This window comes from Nonomuraea sp. NPDC050680 (assembly GCF_040654555.1).
In the GTDB taxonomy this organism is placed as follows: domain Bacteria; phylum Actinomycetota; class Actinomycetes; order Streptosporangiales; family Streptosporangiaceae; genus Nonomuraea.
The window spans coordinates 892852-908481 of sequence record NZ_JBFAIF010000002.1 but is presented as its reverse complement, the minus strand read 5'-3'; the positions used below and the strand labels follow the sequence as shown (position 1 = coordinate 908481).

The window sequence follows — 15630 nt, the reverse complement described above, 5'->3', positions numbered from 1 at the left end:
ACGCTTGATCGCATAACACTTGATCGCATAACACTCGGTCGCATAACACTCGGTCGCATGACCAAGGTGCTGTGCATGGTGATGAGCTCGGTCATGCCGCGGCCTCCTGTTCGGTGAGCTGAGACAGCACGATCTCCCGATAGGTCGGGCAGGTGGCCATGAGCTCGGCGTGGTCGCCGCTGCCGACCACGCGGCCGTCGTCGAGCACGATGATGCGGTCGGCGTCGCGGATCGTGTTCACTCGCTGGGCCACGATGATGATCGTGGCGTCGGTGATCTCCTCGGCCAGCGCGGCCCGCAGCCGGGCGTCGGTGGCGTAGTCGAGGGCGGAGAAGGAGTCGTCGAACAGGTAGATCTCGGGCCGGTGCACCAGTGTCCTGGCGATGGCCAGGCGCTGGCGCTGGCCGCCGGAGACGTTCGTGCCGCCCTGGGCGATCGGCTCGTCCAGGCCCTCGGGCATCGCCTCGACGAACTCGCGGGCCTGCGCCACGTCAAGGGCCTGCCACAGCTCCTCGTCGGTCGCGTCCGGCCTGCCGTAGCGCAGGTTGGAGGCGATCGTGCCGGAGAAGAGGTACGGCGACTGCGGGACCAGGCCGACCGCCCGGGAGAGCATGGCCGGGTCGAGGTCTCGTACGCTGACGCCGTCGACCAGCACCTCGCCGGCGGTCGCGTCGAACAGCCGCGGGATGAGGTTGAGCAGCGTCGTCTTGCCGCTGCCCGTACTGCCGATGATCGCGGTGGTACGGCCCGGCCGCGCGGCGAAGCTCACCTCGCACAGCACCGGCTCGTCGGCGCCCGGATAGCGGAAGTCCACGGACCGCAGCTCCAGCTCACCCAGGTGACTGTCCGGGGCGACGGGGGTGGCCGGCGGGTGGACGGTCGGCTCGGTGTCGAGGACCTCCTCGATGCGCTCGGCGCAGACCTCGGCCCGAGGGATCATCATGAACATGAACATCGCCATCATCACCGACATGAGGATCTGCATCAGGTAGGAGATGACCGCGGTCAGCGCGCCCACCTGCATGCTCCCGTCGGCGATGCGATGGCCGCCGAACCACACGACCGCGACGCTCGACACGTTCACCACCAGCATGACCGTGGGGAACATCAGCGCCATCAGCCGCCCGACCCGCAGCGACACGTCGGTCAGCTGGTCGTTGGCCACCGCGAAGCGCTCACGCTCGTGCCGGTCGCGGACGAAGGCCCTGATGACCCGGATGCCGGTGATCTGCTCGCGCAGCACCTGGTTGATCCGGTCGATGCGCTCCTGCATCATGCGGAAGAGCGGACGCATGCGCATCACGATCACGCCCACGATGACGAGCAGCACGGGCAGTACGACGAGCAGCAGCGACGACAGCGTCGCGTCGTGGCGCAGCGCCAGCACGATGCCGCCGACGCACATGATCGGCGCGGCCACCATCATCGTGAACGTCATCAGCACGAGCAACTGGATCTGCTGCACGTCGTTGGTGGTCCGGGTGATCAGGGACGGCGGGCCGAACCGGTTGACCTCCTGGGTGGAGAAGTCCTGCACCCGGTGGAAGATCGCGGCCCGTAAGTCCCGGCCCAGGGCCATCGAGGTCCGGGCGCCGTAGTAGACGGCCACGACCGAGCAGATGATCTGGATGAGCGTCACACCGAGCATCACCAGCCCGACGCGGGCGATGTATCCGGTGTCACCTTTGACGACGCCGTTGTCGATGATGTCGGCGTTGAGGGAGGGGAGATAGAGCGTGGCCAGTGTCTGCACGAACTGGAAGAGGACGACGAGCGTGATCTCTTTCCCGTACGGCCTGAGCTGTGCCCGCAAGAGACGGAGCAGCATCAAGAAGCGCTTTCTGTCGAAGGAGTGGGGGAAGGCCGCAGCAGCAGCCCGTCGAGCAGGACGGAGACGATCTCCGCGTCGTCCATGTCTCCGAACTCGCCGCCCTGACCGAAACCGCGATGCACACTCACCGCGATCAACATGAGGAGCAGCTGTGCCGTGGCCTCGGGAGAGCGGCGCAACCGGTCGCGATCGGGCTCGAGCAGAGCGGTGACCGCGGCCAGTATCTGACGCCGGCTGTCCAGCATCCGCTCGCGGAACTCGACGTCGTCGACCATCAGCTCCTTGGGCCCGGTGATGAGGTTGGCGTTGGCGTTCATTCCGGCCCGCAGCATCGTGACCGCCTCGCGCAGCCGCGCGCGCAGGTCGATCCGGGTGCCGATGGCGGTCAGCGCGTCCACCGCCGGCTTCGGGTCGAACGCGCTCATCACCGCCGCCCGCACCAGCGAGGCCTTGTCGGGGAAGACTCCGAAGATCGTCCCCTCGGCCACGCCCGCGGCCTCGGCGATCTGGCGAGTGCTCACCGCGGTGCCGTACTCGCGCAGCAGGGGCAGCGTGGCGGCGATGAGTGTGGCCCGACGCTCTTCCGGCGCCATGGCCGGCACCCTTCGCCTCTTCGTCATGCGGACGATCCTAATGAGCGAGTACTCACTCGTTCAAATGGTTTATCCGGAGATGGGTGCGCCGCGGCTGCGGCTTCCAGGAAGGACCCCTGCACGTTTTGTGGAACTTGCTGGGGTAGTGGGTGTTTCAACGAGTTGAGGAAACATGGTGGAGATCGAACGTAAGTACGATGTCAACGGCTCCGCTGAGATCGCGATCGAGGACTTCGTCGGCCCGGACGGCAAGGTCACGGTGGACGAGCCGGAGACATGGCGGCTGGTGGCCGACTACGTCGACACCCCGGCCCTGACGCTCGCCGCCCACGGCATCACCCTGCGCCGCCGCCGAGGCGGCCAGGACGCCGGGTGGCATCTCAAGTTGCCGGTGGCCAAAGGGGCCAAGCGGGAGGTGCACGCGCCGCTGGGCGCCGGTGTGCATCAGGTGCCCGCCCGGCTGACCGACCTCGTCGCGGCCCACCTGCGCGGGCGCGACCTCGTCCCGGTCGCCACCCTTACGACCACCCGCACGACACGCAGGCTGCGCGACCAAGAGGGCCGGGTGCTGGCCGAGGTCAGCGACGACGTGGTGGTGGGCCGCCGCCAGAACGCCGACCGGCCGCCCGTCTCGTGGCGCGAGATCGAGGTCGAGCTGGTCGACGGCCCCATGGACGTACTCGATGCCGTCGAGAGCAGGCTGCGTGACGCCGGAGTCGTGCCGTCGCCGTCCGGCTCCAAGCTGGCCCGCGTGCTGGGCCCCGACCTGCCCCCGGAAAGCGGCCACCAGGACGGGCGGGACGCCGGGGCGGTCCTGATCGCGTACGTGCGGCGTCAGCGCGAGCAACTGCTCGCCAACGACCCGCTGGTAAGGCTGGCCGACCACGACGACGACTCGGTGCACGACATGCGCGTGGCCCTGCGGCGCATCCGCAGCCTCCTGCGCACCCACGGGCGGCTGCTCGACGGCGACCGGATCGGCCCACTCGACGCGGAGCTGAGATGGCTGGCCGCCGAACTGGGCACGGTGCGCGATCTCGAAGTGCTCACCGGCCGATTCGCTCGCCGCCTCGGCGACCAGCCGGCCGTCGGTCCCCCGGGGGCGGAATGGCCTGCCGTGCTGGCCGAGCGCGAGCACAAGGCCAGGCGGGCACTCAAGAAGACGCTGCGGACTCCGCGTTACTTCACCCTCCTGGCCGCCGTCGACGATCTCATCGCCGACCCGCCCTTCCACCACGGGGCGAGCCGCCGGCCCTCGGCCTTGGTGGCCAAGAGCTGGCGCAAGGTCCTGGGCAAATACGCCAAGGCCGAGCATCTGCCGCCGGGCGCGGAGCGCGACCAAGCCCTGCACGCCACCCGCAAGGCGGCCAAGCGCGCCCGCTACACCGCCGAGGCCGCCACCGACGTACTCGGCAAGCCCGCCGCGAAACTCGCCGAGCACGGCGAACGACTGCAGGACGCCTTCGGCCGCCGCCAGGACGCGCTGGTCGCCCAGCAACAGCTCATCCAGCTCGCCACCAGGGCGAACCTGTCGGCGGCCGACGCCTTCACCCTCGGCCTGCTGCTCGCCGAGGAACGCCATGAGGCCGCCGAGGCGTACCGCGCCCTCGCGCCGATCTGGAAGAAGGCCGCCAAACCCAAACTCCTGCGCGCCCTCACGAAATAGTCAGTCACGCGAATCGGGCCGCTCACCGTCCGCTGCCCGGGCCCGGTCGCCGACCCACACGGCGATCTGGGCGCGTGAGTTGAAGCCGAGCTTGTTCAGGATGTGCTCGATATGCCCCTCGGCGGTGCGCGGGGCGATCACCAGCGCGGCGGCGATCTGCTTGTTGGTCATCCCCTGGGCGACCAGCCCGGCGATCTCCGTTTCGCGGCGGGTGAGCCGCGCCGGCTCCCCCTTCGCCGCCTTCTCGTCCTGGGGCGGCTCCTCCTGGAGCGCGTAGCCGAGCGCCTCGTCGTAGGGGAGCCGGGCACCCCGCTTGACCTCGATGTCGAAGGCCGCGTCTCCCAGGGCCGCGCGCGTGCGGCTCTCACATTCGTCGTGGTAGCGGACCAGGTGCCCGTACCCGGACAAGGGCGCGCCGACCGCACTCCAGACCGTCTCCAGGATGCCCAGCAGCCGGGCGGCCCTCGAGTAGTGCTGCTCCGTCTCGGCGATCCAGGCCAGCACCTCGAGATTGACCCCGACGCCCAGCGGATCGTCGAGCGAGCGATTGAAGACCAGGCTCTCCTTCTCGAGTTCGGTCGCGCGGCGGAGGTCTCCCTGCCGCCACACCTCCACGCCGAGCGCCATCATCGTGTACGCCTTGTGCCACTCTTCCCCAAAGGTGTCGCACACGGCCAGGCAGTCGTCGCCCAGGGAGATGGCCTGCGACGAGTCACCCAGGTAGGAGTGCGCGAGGGACAGCCGGATGAGGGCCAGGGCGAGACCCACGGGGTTCTCGGTGCTGCGGTGCCGTGCCGCGGCCTCCTCGTACAGCTTGATGGCCGTCTCGGTTTCGCCGCGGTACATGGCGATCATGCCGGAGTAGAGCGCGACGTACCCGCGGACCAGCTCGTCACCCAGCCGCTCCCCCAGGATCCGGCTCTCCTCCAGCATGGTCGAGGCGGCGGTGATGTCGGCCTGGATGATGGCCAGCCAGCTGTTGGCCCACAGCGCCCTGGCGCGTACCCCGCTCGGCTCGGTGTCCAGGGCCAGCCCACGGTCCAGCCAGCGCCGGCCCTCGCCGAGGTAGTAGCTGGTGATCCAGTGGTAGAGCAGGTCGGTGGCCATGCCCAGGCCGGCCCCGACCTCCGCCGGATCGCCGTAGAAGCTGTCGAGGGCGGTGCGCAGGTTGGCGTGTTCGAGCTGCAGCCGGTCGAACCAGGTCACCTGCGAGGGGCCGAACAACTGCGCGTAGGCCCGCGCCGCCAGTGCCCGGTAGTAGGCGCGGTGCCGCCGTTGCAGCGCCGGCTCCTGGCCCGACGCGGTGAGCCGTTCGCGGCCGTACTGGCGGATGGTGTCGAGGAGGCGGTATCTCACTCCCCGGCCATGCTCCTCCCGCAGGAAGACGGACTTGTCGACCAGGCCCATCACCAGGTCGATGACCTCGTCGCGGCTGATGCCGTCACCGGAGCAGACCGCCTCCGCCGCCTCCAGGTCCAGCGTGTCGGCGAACACCGACGCGCGTTCCCACATCAGCTGTTCCTGCTCCGAACAGAGGCCGAAGCTCCAGTCGATCATCGCGCGCAGCGTCTGATGGCGCGGCAGTGTCGCCCGCGAGCCGGCGGTGAGCAGCCGGAACCGGTCGTCCAGCCGGTCGTGGAGCTGCTGGAGCGACAGCGCCCGCAGCCGTACGGCCGCCAGTTCGATGGCGAGCGGCAGCCCGTCCAACCGGCGGCAGATCCGCAGCACGAGGTCCCGGTTGTCCTCGGTGACGGCGAACGTCGGCAGGACGGCTCGCGCTCGCTCGGTGAACAGCCGCACCCCGTCACACTGCATGAGCGCCTCGGCGGGCATCCGCGGCCTGTCGGAGTCCGGCAGCGGAAGCGTCGGCACAGGCAGCATCTGCTCGCCGCTGATGCCCAGCGTCTGCCTGCTGGTGGCCAGGATCCGCAGCTCAGGGGCGGCCCGCAGGAGCGTGTCGGCCATCACGGCGCACTCGTGGACCAGGTGCTCGCAGTTGTCGAGGATCACCAGCGTCTGCTTGTCGCGCAGGTGGCCGACGAGCACCTGCAGGGGCGGGCAGGCGGTGTGGTCGCGGATTTCCAGGGCCTCAGCCACGACCTGAGCGAGCAGCTCCGGATCCTCCAGCGAGGCGAGCTCGACCAACCACACGCCGTCGCGGAACGCCCGCCGCACCTCAAGCCCAACGCGCAGGGCCAGCCGGGTCTTGCCCACTCCGCCCACGCCGATCAGGGTCACCGTCCGGGACGCGGCCAGCAGCGTTTTGACCTCGGCCACCTCGTGCCGACGTCCCACGAAACTCGTCACCTCGGCCGGCAGCCACCCCACCCGCTGTCGCCGGGAATCCCCTGTTGCCTTCGTTGCCATGACGCCCTCGTGCCGGCTCGGCCAAGCAGGTCACCACACTGCCGAATCCGGTCCCCTAACTACCTAGGTTATGCCCAGCCCGTTTTCCGGTGCACAGCTGGATGAAGTGGACATAGCCTGGTGGTGAGTGATGGCGCGGTTACAGAAGCGCCACAAGGCAGGATGGACGCGGAGGTGACCGGTTCTCCGGAACGTCGACGGGTAGAGGGACCCGGCATCGTCGGGCGCAGGCATGAGATGTCCGCTGTGCGGCGAATGTTGGGTCACACCCGGTTGCTGACTCTGACGGGCACCGGAGGAGTCGGCAAGACCCGGCTGGCCGTGCAGGCGGCCGCGGCCCTGCGCGGGGCGTTCGCGCACGGAGTCGAGCTGGTCGAGCTGGCCACTCTCGAGGATGCCGACCTTCTGGAGTCGGCCGTGGCCACGGCGCTGGGCCTGCGTGAACAGGGCCCCTGCTCCACGACCACACTGGTGGGCCACCTGGCCGACAGGCGGATGCTGCTGGTGCTGGACAACTGCGAGCACCTGCTGGAGGAGTGCGCCCTCCTGGTGGACCGTGTCCTGCGCGGCGCCCCGCGGCTACGGATCCTGGCGACCAGCCGGCAGGCGCTCGGCGTCTACGGCGAGCAGGTACTGTACGTGCCTCCGCTGTCGACACCGGATCCCGGCGAGGCGGTACGCGACATCGCCCGCCACGACGCGGTTCGCCTGTTCGCCGAGCGCGCGGCGCGGGCGCACCCCGGGTTCACCGTCGACGCGGCCAACGCCGCGACGGTGGCCCGGCTGTCCCAGCGCCTGGAGGGGATTCCGCTGGCGATCGAGCTGGCCGCGGTGCGGCTGCGTACGATGCCCCTGGAGCAGTTGCTGCGTGAGCTGGACGAGCGCTTCGAGGCGCCGGCCGAGGGCGCCCGTTCCGCTCTTCCCCGGCACCGGTCACTACGCGCCACCCTGGACTGGAGTTTCGGGCTGTGCTCGGCGGCCGAGCAGCGGCTGTGGAGCCGGCTGTCGATGTTCGCCGGCGGCGTCGCGCTGGAGGCCGCGGAGGCGATCTGCTCGGGAGCGGAGAGCGAGCGAGAGGATATCGAGAAGGAGGATGTCGTCGATCTGATCGCCGGCTTGGTGGACAAGTCCGTGCTCATCACGACAGAGCGCGACGCCGGGGTGTACTACCGCATGCTCGACAGCATCCGCTCGTACGGCCGTGAGGGGTTGGGCGCCGCCGAGGCGCGGGCGCTGGCCCGGCGATACGTCGAGCATTACCGGGGTGAGGTCGAGCGGCACCGGTTGGATCGTCTCTCTCCCCATCAGCTCGAGACGTTCAGGGCCCTGCAGCGTGAGCTGCCCAATGTGCGCGTCGCGCTCGACCTGTGCTTCGGCCGGGCGGGCGAGGCGTCCGCGGGGCTGGAGATCGCCTCGGCGCTGTGGGTCTTCTGGATCATCGCCGGCTCTCTCACCGAAGGCCGGCACTGGCTGGATCGCGGCCTGCGGCTCATGCCGGAGGCGAACTCCGCCCGGGCCCACGCCCTGTGGGTCGACAGCCTGCTCGCCCTCCATCAGGGCGATCTGAAGACTGCCCTGCCGCAGCTCGAGGAATGTCAGACCCTGGCCCGGCGGCTGGGTGACGCGCCGGCTATGGCGTTCGCCACCCAGGTCTCGGGTATCGCCGCCTTCTCGAGAGGGGAGCCCCGGCGAGGTCTCGCACTCCTGGAGGACGCCCGCGCCGGGCACCTGGCCCGCGGAGACATCGACGCCGCCAGCGTCAATTGGTTCTACGCCGCCGCCTATGGCGCGGCCGAGGCCCCGGAGCTCAGTATCACCCTGGGCGACCGGTTCCTCGCGCTGACCGAAACCCATGACGCCCAGCTCTCACGCGGGTACGCGCTGTTCGCCTTGGGCATGGCCGCGTGGAACCAGGGTGACTGGCGCAGGGCCGAGGCCCTGATGAGGGAGGCGGCCGAGCTGAGGAACGCGCTCAACGACCGGTGGGGCCTCACGCAATGCCTGGAGGTGCTGGCCTGGACGGCCTGCGCCCAGGGCCGATACGAGCGGGCGGCCACGATACTCGGCACCGCGCACCCGCTGTGGCGGGCGATGGGCGCCTCACCGACTCTGCTGTTTCCCCACGTACGGGGCCACGAGCAGTGCATGGCCCGCACCCGCGAGGAACTGGGCGGACGGGCGTTCGCGGCGGCCTTCCGCCAAGGGACGCGGCTCGGGCTGAAGCGTTCGATCACGTACGCGATCGAACGGCCCGGCGGCGAGCAGTCCCTCGGAGACGGCGAGTAGTTCCTCGGAGATATGACTGACCCTTGGCGACAAAAGGTGGGACGCCGGGACCGATCTCAGTGGTGACCCGATCGGCTCCGGCGTCCCTGTGTTCAGGGGGTTCCGTAATGATCTTTTATTCAGTAGGGCAACCTCCGTCCTGATGGCGTCCGCAGATCTGGCCGATCATCTCTGGTGCGGATAGGACGTTTGCGGACACGAATCTGGCGCATGGACTCTCTCTCGTAACCTTTCCGGATCGTGGGCGAGTGGGCCCGGTTCTCAGCACTGGCGCGCGCCGACAGGCAGTTCGCACCAGACGACCTTTCCCCGATGGGTGCGGATGCTTCCCCAGCAACACGACAGTGTGTCGACCAGGTGCAGTCCGTGCCCCCTCTCCTCGTCCGGGCGGGGTGTGCACACGTGAGGCAGTTCGGGATTGGCATCCTCGACCTCCAGGCGCAGCAACCCGTCCTCGGCGGAGAGGCTGAGATCGACAGTCCCTTTCACGTATTTCAGCGCGTTGGTGACCAACTCGCTGACCAGCAGTTCGGCGACCTCACCCTGGCCGTCGAAGCCCCATCGGGACAGCAGCGCACGTGTCAGATGGCGTGCCCTGGGCACCGAGCCGAGCTGGTGCGGGAGCCTCCATGAGGCAGCCCGCCGCGCGTCGGCTGGACAGTCGCTCTCGACCCTGGCCGCGAACCTGTGTCGCTCATGTGCACCATCCCCTTGCGACGCAGACCCCATCCCTGCTCCAAGCAGTAGGTGGCGAAAGATTTCGCCTCGCGGTCGGGAACGAAGGGGGGTGGACTTGGGGGGCTGATGCTTGTACATGGCTCGCAGCCTCGATCCTCACTTTCGGCGGATTTGGTACTTTGGCCACCAGCCTTCCTCACACCTCGCGATGACGAGACGTGAGAAATCCCCATACCACTACCTATTTCGCCTACGTAGGTAGTCAACGGGAGATCTACCTCCTCGACCTGGCCGATCATGCACAACTAACCCCGCTCAGCCGGTAGCTTTCTGTAGTCGAACAGTTACGTTAGGTAGTTTTCGCTGCCGGGCATGGTGCAGGGGGTCCACTCCTGATCGGACCCGCGAGGTCCCCACCCCCTCAGAAACCAAGAGCCATTCCCCGCACCACCGAAACCTCCGCGGTCACGCCCGCGGAGGTTTCGGTGTTTACGGGCCCCGCTTCGGACGCGAGACGACGCCCGCCTCCTCCTGATCAAGGGCAGACCCCTCCTCGTTCGGCAGAAACTTGACCATGGTCACGGAAGCGCCTTACGTTCGAGCGGTGAATCACACAGGGAAAGCAGCCGTCGCCACAGGCGCCGGTCGTGGTCGTGCCCGCACCGACTCCTGGCACGAGGGCGCCGTACCGGGCACCTCCGGACGCCCGGCATGAACGTCGAGGAGCTCGTCGCGATCGACGTCCACACGCACGCCGAGGTGTCCAAGGACGGCCACGGCTCGCTGAGTCCGGAGCTGTTCGGCGCGTCGGCGGAGTACTTCAAGGGGCACGCGCGGCCGGCCATCCCCGAGATCGCCGCCTACTACCGCGAGCGGAAGATGGCCGCGGTCGTGTTCACCGTGGACGCCGAGCACGCCACGGGTCACCCGCGCATCTCCAACGAAGAGGTGGCGGAGAGCTGCGCCGAGCACGCCGACGTGCTGATCCCGTTCGGCAGCGTGGACCCGTGGAAGGGACGGGCGGGCGCCCGTGAGGCGCGCAGGCTCGTCGAGGAGTACGGCGTGCGCGGCTTCAAGTTCCACCCCGGCATCCAGGGCTTCGCGCCGAACGACCCGATGGCCTATCCCCTCTATGAGGTCATCGAGGAACTCGGGGTGCCCGCGCTGTTCCACACCGGGCAGACCGGCATCGGCGCGCGGGTGCCGGGCGGGGGCGGCATCCGGCTGAAGTACGGCAACCCGATGCTGGTCGACGACGTCGCCGTGGACTTCCCCGAGCTGCGGATCATCCTGGCCCACCCGTCCTTCCCCTGGCAGGACGAGGCGCTCGCGGTGGCCACGCACAAGCCGTACGTCTACATCGACCTGTCCGGATGGTCGCCGAAGTACTTCCCCCCGCAGCTCGTCCAGTACGCGAACACGCTGCTCAAGGACAAGGTGCTCTTCGGCTCCGACTACCCGGTGATCACCCCCGACCGCTGGCTGGCCGACTTCGCCAAGCTCGACATCAAGCCCGAGGTCCGTCCGATGATCCTCAAGGACAACGCCGTGGGCCTGCTCGGGCTCCGGCCATAACCTCTGACTATGGACGCCCCAAACACCACTAAAAGACGACCATATATACAAAAAGGCGAGATAGTACCTTTTTGGCCTGTTTCCCATCATTGAGACAGAGCCGGTTTCGGACAGGCCGTCTCCCGCCCAGCATAGATCCTAATTTTCCGACCTGCCCATTCGCCGAAAACGCTTCGGACGCTTATATTCCCGCCGGTTTCAGACTAGAAGTCAGGAGGCCCAGAAAATATTGCGGCTGCCGCCCGAAATATGATCGGTTACGATCGTGAGAAATTTTCTCATCGTGGGCGGCGGGGTGGCCGGCGCGAGCGCGGGGTACTTCCTCGCCGAGTCCGGCACCGTCACGCTGCTGGAGATGGAGCGCGTTCCCGGCTACCACGCGACCGGACGGTCCGCCGCTCTCTTCTCGGAGTATTTCGGCAACCCGGCCGTACGAGCGCTCACCACCGCGAGCCGGCCGTTCCTGACCACGCCACCGCCCGGCTTCGCGCACGGTCCGCTGCTCACCCCGCGCGGCGTGCTGACGCTGTGTCCCGTGGGCGCGGCGGAGCGGTTCGCCGAGATGCTGGCCGACGGGCTGTCGGCGCCGACCCCGGTCCGTGAGATCGACCACGATGAGGTACAGCGGCTCTGCCCGATCGTGCGGTCCGGCTGGTACAGCCGCGCCATGCTGAAACCCGCGGCGATGGACATCGACGTGGACGCGCTCCACCAGGGCTTTCTCCGCGGCATCCGGGCGCGCGGCGGCCAGGTGATCACGTCGGCGCGGGTGCGGAGCCTGTCCCGGCGCGGCGGGCTCTGGCGGGCGGCGACCGACGCGGGCGAGTTCGCCGCGCCGATCGTGATCAACGCGGCCGGGGCGTGGGCCGACGAGGTGGCCGCCCTCGCCGGCGTCCGGCCCATCGGCCTGCGGCCGCTACGGCGCACCGCCTTCCTCACCGATCTGCCCGAAGACATCGGCCTGCCCAAAGACGCCGGCCTGCCCAAAGACGTCGAGCTGCCCGAAAACACCGACCTGCCGCAAGGCGTCGGCGCGGCCGGGTGGCCGATGGTCACCGACGTGGCGGACACCTTCTACTTCAAGCCCGAGTCGGGACGCCTGCTCGTCTCGCCGGCCGACGCGACCCCGATGCCGCCCGGTGACGTCCGTCCCGACGACCTTGACGTCGCGATCGGCGTGGAGCGATTACAGCGGGCCACCACATTGGTGATCCGCAGCGTCCGGCACGCGTGGGCCGGCCTGCGCAGCGCGGTGGCGGACGACACGCCCGTGGTCGGCGAGGACCCGGACGCACCGGGCTTCGTCTGGCTGGCCGCGCTCGGCGGTTACGGCGTGCAGAGCGCGCCCGCCGTCGGCCGGATCGCCGCCGCGGCGGCGACGCGCACCTCGCTGGACGTCGCCTACGACCACCTCTCACCGGAACGCACTCATCTGGAACGGCATGGAACGCCGACGAGTAGGGCGGCATTCCTAACGGAGAGGTGGAAATGACCGGACAGCCGACCGGCGACGACCAGGACGGGTCCCAGGGGCCGGAATCAGCCCCTTCCGAACCATCGATCGAATCCCAGAGTTTCGCCGGCCGAGCGGTCGACTTCGGGGCGTTCCGCCCGATCTCGGCGCTGATCGAGGAACAGACCGACCGCCATCCCGAGCGCCCGGCGGTGTCGTTCGAGGGCCGGATGCTCACCTATCGGCGGCTGGACGAGCTGGTGAACGGCCTGGCGGTCACGCTGGCCGGGCATGGTGTGGGCAAGGGCGACGTGGTCGCGGTCCTGCTGGTCAACTCCCTGGAACTGCCGGTCACCTATCTGGCGCTGATGAAGCTGGGCGCGGCCTTCGTACCACTCGACCCCTCGTGGCCGGAGGACCGCATCCGCGGCACGTTCGGGGTGCTGCCGGCCGGGCCGATCCTGTGCGCCACCGCCGATGCGCTGCCGCGCGAGTTACGGCACCGCGCGGTCACCATCGAGGTCGACCGGATCGTCGCCTCGCCCCGACGCCCGGCGGTGCCGGTGGGCCCCGATGACCTGATCTACGGCTATTTCACCTCGGGCACCACGGGCACACCGAAATGCGCGATGAACCGGCACGCGGGGCTGACCAACCGGTTTCGCTTCATGACGCGCTACTTCGCCGCGACGGGCGCGGACGTCGTCCTGCAGAACAGCAGGCACACCTCCGACTCCTCGCTCTGGCAGCTGTTCTGGCCGCTGACCACGGGCGGTCACACCGTGCTGCCCGTACAGGAAGAGTTCCTCAACCTGCGGCACACCATCGACCTGATCGCCGAGCACGGCATCACGACCGCCGACTTCGTCTCGAGCGTCTTCAACGCGCTGGTGGCCATCGTGGACAGCGACGAGCAGGCGCTTAGGAAGCTGTCGTCGCTGCGGCGGCTCGTCGTCGGCAGCGAGGCGGTCAACCCGCGTGCGGTGCACCGGCTGATGGCGCTGCTCCCGGGCCTGCGGGTGACCAATGGCTACGGGCCGACGGAGGCGTCCATCGGGATGGTCTTCCATCCCGTGTCCGCTGCGGATGGGGACACGATTCCGCTGGGCCGTCCGATCGACAACTGCTATGCCGTGGTGGTCGACGACGATCTGCGTCCGGTGCCGCCCGGCACCACCGGTGAGCTGGCCATCGGCGGCGAGTGCCTCGGCGAAGGGTACTTCGGCGACCCCGCGGCCACCGCCAAGGCGTTCATCCCCAACCCGTTCCCGGAGATCATCCCTGGTCCCCGGCTCTACCTCACCGGCGATCTCGGTCATCTGGACCACCAAGGCCGGCTGTTCTTCTCCGGACGCAAGGACTTCCAGGTCAAGATCCACGGTGTCCGGATCGAGCTGGGCGAGATCGAGGTGGCGGCCGAGAGGTGCTCCGGGGTCCGGCAGGCGGAGGTCCTGGTGGCCGAGCAGCGGGGTACGAAGGCGCTGGCGCTGTTCGCCTCCGGCGCCGGTCTCACCGAGGCCGCGCTCGGCGAGCACCTGCGCCGCACCCTGCCCAGGACCAGCATGCCCCGCTACTTCTTCCTGCTGCCGGAGATGCCGCTGAACGACAACGGCAAGGTCGACCGCGGGCGACTCCAGGCGGTACTCGACGGCAGGCTGGCCGAGGACACCGCCCGGCTGGCCGAGAGCGCGCCGACCACGAACCTGGCCGACCAGGTCCTGCGGGCGCTGCGCTCGGCGCTCGGCCGGCCCGGCCTGACGGGCGACGCGCACTTCGCGGAGGCGGGCGGCGACTCCATCCAGGCCCTGTCCGTCGTGCACATGATCACCGCGGAGTGCGGCGTGCGGGTCGACGTCAAGGATCTGTACGACCATCCGACCGCGAACGAGCTGACGCCCCTGATCGAGGCCCGGCGGCGCGACGGCGTGGCCATCGAGGACGAGTCCGTGCTCATGGCCCACGACTCGACGGTGCCGGAGGGCGAGCCCATCCGGCCCGCCGACAGGTCGGGCAGGCTGCGGACCGTGCTGGTCACCGGCGCGACCGGTTTTGTCGGCAGCCGCCTGGTCCATGAGCTGCTGGCCCGTACCGACCTGCGGGTTCGCTGCCTCACGCGGGCCGCCGACGACACCGGCGCGACCGCGCGGGTCGTCGACGCGCTCCTCGAACGGGGTCTGTGGGAGCCGCGATTCGCCGACCGGCTCGAAGGGTACGCGGGCGACCTGGCGTTACCGGGCCTCGGGCTGACCGCCCGGACCTGGGAACACCTGGCACGTACATGTGACCTGGTGCTCCACAACGGCGCGCTGGTGAACTTCCTGTTCGACTATCGCGCCCATCGTCAGGTCAACGTACGCGCCACCATCGAGCTGGTCCGGCTCGCGATGGCCTACCGGCCCGTGCCGGTGCACTATGTCTCGACGCTCGCGGCGCTCCAGGACGAGGCGCTCCGGCACGACGACCGCCTGCCGGAGGACTACGAACCGTCCCTCGCCAGGACGCCCGCCGGCGGGTACGGCCGGTCCAAGTGGATCGCCGAGCGCTACCTCGCCGAGGCCCGGCGCCGGGGCGCGCTGGTCACCGTTCTGCGGCTCGGTGAGGTGATGCCGAGCGCCGACAACGGATACCCGAATCCGGTGGCTTTCACCCATCTGCTGCTGTCGGCCTTCCTGCGGCTGGGCGTGCGGCCCGAGGTCGCCACGCACTCCGACTACACGCCGGTCGACTATGTGGCGGCCCGCGTGGCGGCGGCGGTGTGCGACGACGGCGCCTGGGGCCGTACCCTGCACGTCTTCCGCGCGGAGAGCGTCAGCTTCGACGACGTCCTGCTGCGCGCCGGCGCGGCCATCGCGCCGATCCCGTGCCGGGACTTCGTGACGCTGGTCCGCGAGGCGAGCCGGGTGAGCGCCGATCGCGAGCTGGCCGCGCTCGCGTCCCTCCTGCCCACTCCCGAGGGTACGGGCGAGGACGGGCTGAAGCGGGCCTTCGCCAGCCTGCTGACCGACAACCCCGCGCTGTTCCGCAAGGACGAATGCCGCCGGCTGGAGCAGCGCTGGCAGCTCGACGACGGCAGCCTGGACGGCTCGATCATCGCGTACCACGCCCGGCTGGTGAACGGGAGCGGGGACGGTCGCGCGGTGAAGGGACGCCCGCTGATCAGCACGCGACAGAGAGGCTAGGG

Annotated in this window: 9 protein-coding genes; 5 read left to right on the top strand and 4 right to left on the bottom strand. The window is 69.3% G+C overall.

The window, feature by feature from the left end; all coding sequences use genetic code 11:
• Positions 1-91: 91 nt before the first annotated feature.
• Both AB0H88_RS10570 and AB0H88_RS10565 read right to left on the bottom strand, forming a co-directional pair.
• A complete protein-coding gene (locus tag AB0H88_RS10570) occupies positions 92-1828 on the bottom strand; it encodes an ABC transporter ATP-binding protein (RefSeq protein WP_357643036.1) in 1737 nt (578 codons plus the stop codon).
• On the bottom strand, positions 1828-2451 hold the full coding sequence (locus tag AB0H88_RS10565) for a helix-turn-helix domain-containing protein (RefSeq protein WP_357643035.1): 624 nt from the start codon (positions 2449-2451) through the stop codon (positions 1828-1830). The genes AB0H88_RS10570 and AB0H88_RS10565 overlap by 1 nt, the downstream gene beginning before the upstream one ends.
• Positions 2452-2596: 145 nt before the next feature.
• Between AB0H88_RS10565 and AB0H88_RS10560 the strand changes: the two genes are divergently transcribed.
• The gene (locus AB0H88_RS10560) at positions 2597-4090 is read left to right on the top strand and encodes a CYTH and CHAD domain-containing protein (protein ID WP_357643034.1); all 1494 of its coding nucleotides are present in this window, start codon (positions 2597-2599) and stop codon (positions 4088-4090) included.
• On the opposite strand, the gene AB0H88_RS10555 is transcribed toward AB0H88_RS10560, so the two are convergent.
• Entirely contained in the window at positions 4091-6385 is a 2295-nt protein-coding gene (locus AB0H88_RS10555; RefSeq protein WP_357643033.1) for a LuxR C-terminal-related transcriptional regulator, read from the bottom strand.
• Between the two features lie 318 nt (positions 6386-6703).
• Here AB0H88_RS10555 and AB0H88_RS10550 point away from each other — a divergent pair, with 318 nt between their 5' ends.
• Positions 6704-8743: a LuxR family transcriptional regulator gene (locus tag AB0H88_RS10550; protein WP_357643032.1), complete on the top strand. Its 2040-nt coding sequence runs from the start codon at positions 6704-6706 to the stop codon at positions 8741-8743.
• A gap of 261 nt (positions 8744-9004) precedes the next feature.
• On the opposite strand, the gene AB0H88_RS10545 is transcribed toward AB0H88_RS10550, so the two are convergent.
• Positions 9005-9472, bottom strand: coding sequence for an ATP-binding protein (locus tag AB0H88_RS10545; protein ID WP_357643031.1), 468 nt, complete (start codon positions 9470-9472; stop codon positions 9005-9007).
• A 660-nt stretch (positions 9473-10132) separates the two neighbouring features.
• Between AB0H88_RS10545 and AB0H88_RS10540 the strand changes: the two genes are divergently transcribed.
• The 3 genes from AB0H88_RS10540 (at position 10133) to AB0H88_RS10530 (ending at position 15628) form a co-directional block, all read left to right on the top strand.
• Complete coding sequence (locus AB0H88_RS10540; protein ID WP_357643030.1) at positions 10133-10996, top strand: amidohydrolase family protein; 864 nt, start codon at positions 10133-10135, stop codon at positions 10994-10996.
• Between the two features lie 265 nt (positions 10997-11261).
• The gene (locus tag AB0H88_RS10535) at positions 11262-12488 is read left to right on the top strand and encodes an FAD-dependent oxidoreductase (protein ID WP_357643029.1); all 1227 of its coding nucleotides are present in this window, start codon (positions 11262-11264) and stop codon (positions 12486-12488) included.
• Positions 12485-15628, top strand: coding sequence for an amino acid adenylation domain-containing protein (locus AB0H88_RS10530; protein ID WP_357643028.1), 3144 nt, complete (start codon positions 12485-12487; stop codon positions 15626-15628). The genes AB0H88_RS10535 and AB0H88_RS10530 overlap by 4 nt, the downstream gene beginning before the upstream one ends.
• Positions 15629-15630 lie beyond the last annotated feature (2 nt).

Excerpts from the sequence above, each read along its gene's own strand:
- AB0H88_RS10570 (WP_357643036.1), bottom strand. The coding sequence starts at position 1,828 with ATGCTGCTCCGTCTCTTGCGGGCACAGCTCAGGCCGTACGGGAAAGAG.
- AB0H88_RS10565 (WP_357643035.1), bottom strand. The coding sequence starts at position 2,451 with ATGACGAAGAGGCGAAGGGTGCCGGCCATGGCGCCGGAAGAGCGTCGG.
- AB0H88_RS10560 (WP_357643034.1), top strand. The coding sequence starts at position 2,597 with ATGGTGGAGATCGAACGTAAGTACGATGTCAACGGCTCCGCTGAGATC.
- AB0H88_RS10545 (WP_357643031.1), bottom strand. The coding sequence starts at position 9,472 with ATGGGGTCTGCGTCGCAAGGGGATGGTGCACATGAGCGACACAGGTTC.
- AB0H88_RS10540 (WP_357643030.1), top strand. The coding sequence starts at position 10,133 with ATGAACGTCGAGGAGCTCGTCGCGATCGACGTCCACACGCACGCCGAG.
- AB0H88_RS10530 (WP_357643028.1), top strand. The coding sequence starts at position 12,485 with ATGACCGGACAGCCGACCGGCGACGACCAGGACGGGTCCCAGGGGCCG.